The sequence below is a fragment of the Paenibacillus sp. P3E genome, from assembly GCF_001909045.1.
Taxonomy (GTDB): domain Bacteria; phylum Bacillota; class Bacilli; order Paenibacillales; family Paenibacillaceae; genus Paenibacillus_AQ; species Paenibacillus_AQ helianthi.
The window spans coordinates 1-1,920 of the sequence record NZ_LVWH01000093.1; the positions used below are offsets into that span (position 1 = coordinate 1).

The 1,920-nt window shown below is 38.3% G+C and carries 2 protein-coding genes; both read left to right on the forward strand.

The genetic code is table 11. The features are described 5' to 3' along the window. Nucleotides 1-728 (forward strand): IS5 family transposase gene (locus A3842_RS31485; RefSeq protein WP_371915994.1). Its coding sequence is split into 2 segments (ribosomal slippage), with 729 coding nucleotides annotated over them: nucleotides 1-280 and nucleotides 280-728; the frame shifts between segments, so codons are not numbered across the junction. This gene is flagged as partial in the annotation. Nucleotides 729-790: 62 nt separating this feature from the next. After that, nucleotides 791-1,920: hypothetical protein (locus tag A3842_RS09415; RefSeq protein WP_218618669.1), on the forward strand; the 1,130-nt coding region annotated here is incomplete at its 3' end.

Below are 1,920 nucleotides of genomic sequence, written 5' to 3' on the forward strand. Positions count from 1 at the left end.
AAGGACATGTTTCCACCCTACAAAACAGGGCGTCCGTCAAAATTAAGTGAAAGAACCATGTTTAATGCTTTTTTATGGATCGCTCGAAGTGGTGCTGCCTGGCGCGATCTACCGGAGGAACGCTATGGTTCATGGAAAACGGTCTACAGTCGCTTCTGCAAGTGGCGAGATACCGGACTGCTTGTCGCGATCTTCCAAACTCTTCAGGTCGAACCTGACTTTGAAAACTTGAGCATTGATTCTACATCGGTCAAAGCCCATCAACATAGTGCCGGTGCTAAAAAAACGCCCCAGGACACAAAGTGAATCAGCACATCGGCGTCAGTCGTGGCGGAAAGACAACCAAACTTCATACTGTCGTCGATGGATTAGGAAATCCCCTCGCTTTTCTTCTGACGGGTGGTCAAGTCTACGATTCCGTTCCAGCGATCGATTTACTTCAGAAGCTTGATATTACAGGAAGTCATATTCTTGGCGACAAAGCCTATGGCTCAGAAGTGATTCGGAATTGGATTACAGCTAAGCAGGCATCCTACACTATCCCGCCTAAAACGAATAGTCAAAACCCATGGGAAGTCGATTGGTATCGGTACAAAGAGCGACACTTAGTGGAGTGCTTTTTCAATAAAATCAAACATTTTCGCCGTGTGGCTACTCGTTACGACAAATTGGCCAAGTCATTCTTGGCGTTTGTATACGTAGCTGCCATTTTCAAATTGACTCAATGAAAAGTTTTCAGACACGACCTAGTGAAATTATAAATTGAAAAAAACTTTGGAGGCACAAAATAATGCCATTCACCAAATCTGATTTAGGAGCACAAGCCTCATGGAAAGGCTATTCTTCCCAAACTTTATATATTGCTGCGCGAATAGTTGAGGATGTGGACTCACTAGAATATTATCCAGAACAGCTTGAAGATTTACTGATTAAAAGTGATGGTGAAGTATCTGAGGTAGTACAAATTAAAGACTTAGGTTCTGATTTAAGTATATCAAGTCTTGCTTCTACTAGTGCCTCACTGAAAAATGAGGGTTTCTTTCGAAGAGTGTTAAGTTTGCGAAAGTCAGAATCGAAGAGGTTAATTGCAAAGGTTGTACATTTTGGAGAATTAGGAGATGAACTTAATGGGTTTATTAATGGAGTCACTACTTCTTTAGTGAGTATTAAGGATAAACTTGTGAAAAACCACAATTTATTGTTAGAAGAAGCTGAATGGATTACGGAGAGAATGGTATTTGAAAAAGTTGATAAAGTAGCTCTTCAACTTAAAATAGCAGAACAAATTAAAGGCTATATTCCAACAATGATTGCTCCTACTATTATGCAGGATTTACTGATTCAGTATGTCTCAGATCTTTCAAAAGCTAAAGGATATACTTCAAAATCAATCTGGAAAGAAAAGATACATAAAATTGGTCGTGATATGGCTGCAATAGATGGATATTTCAGAGAATATGGAAGTTCTCTTATAAGGTTGTCCGATATTGAGAATTATAAAAGTTATGAAGAGATGAAATCAGAATATGAACAAGGAATATCTGCTCATCCCGCTCATATACGCTTTTCACTGGATTTCGAACGAATAAACTGGCTGGAAAAAATTGAAGCTGCGCTTGTTGAAAATAAAGCAGCAATTATTAAGGGGGCTTCTGGACAAGGGAAAACTTCGTTATGTTATAAATATTTGATTAAAAACTATGCTGAAGAACTTGTGTTTTGTGTAAGACAAATTCAAACACAAGGACAAGCAGAAAATCTAGTAAAAGCGATATTGGGACTATCAAATCATTCAACAAATATTATTTTATATATTGATGTTAATCCTGGACAAATACACTGGACTTGGTTAATTCGAGAGCTTCAAGTAAGAGGGGGTAAAATGCCTGTTATTATATCAATTCGTGAAGAGGACTTCAA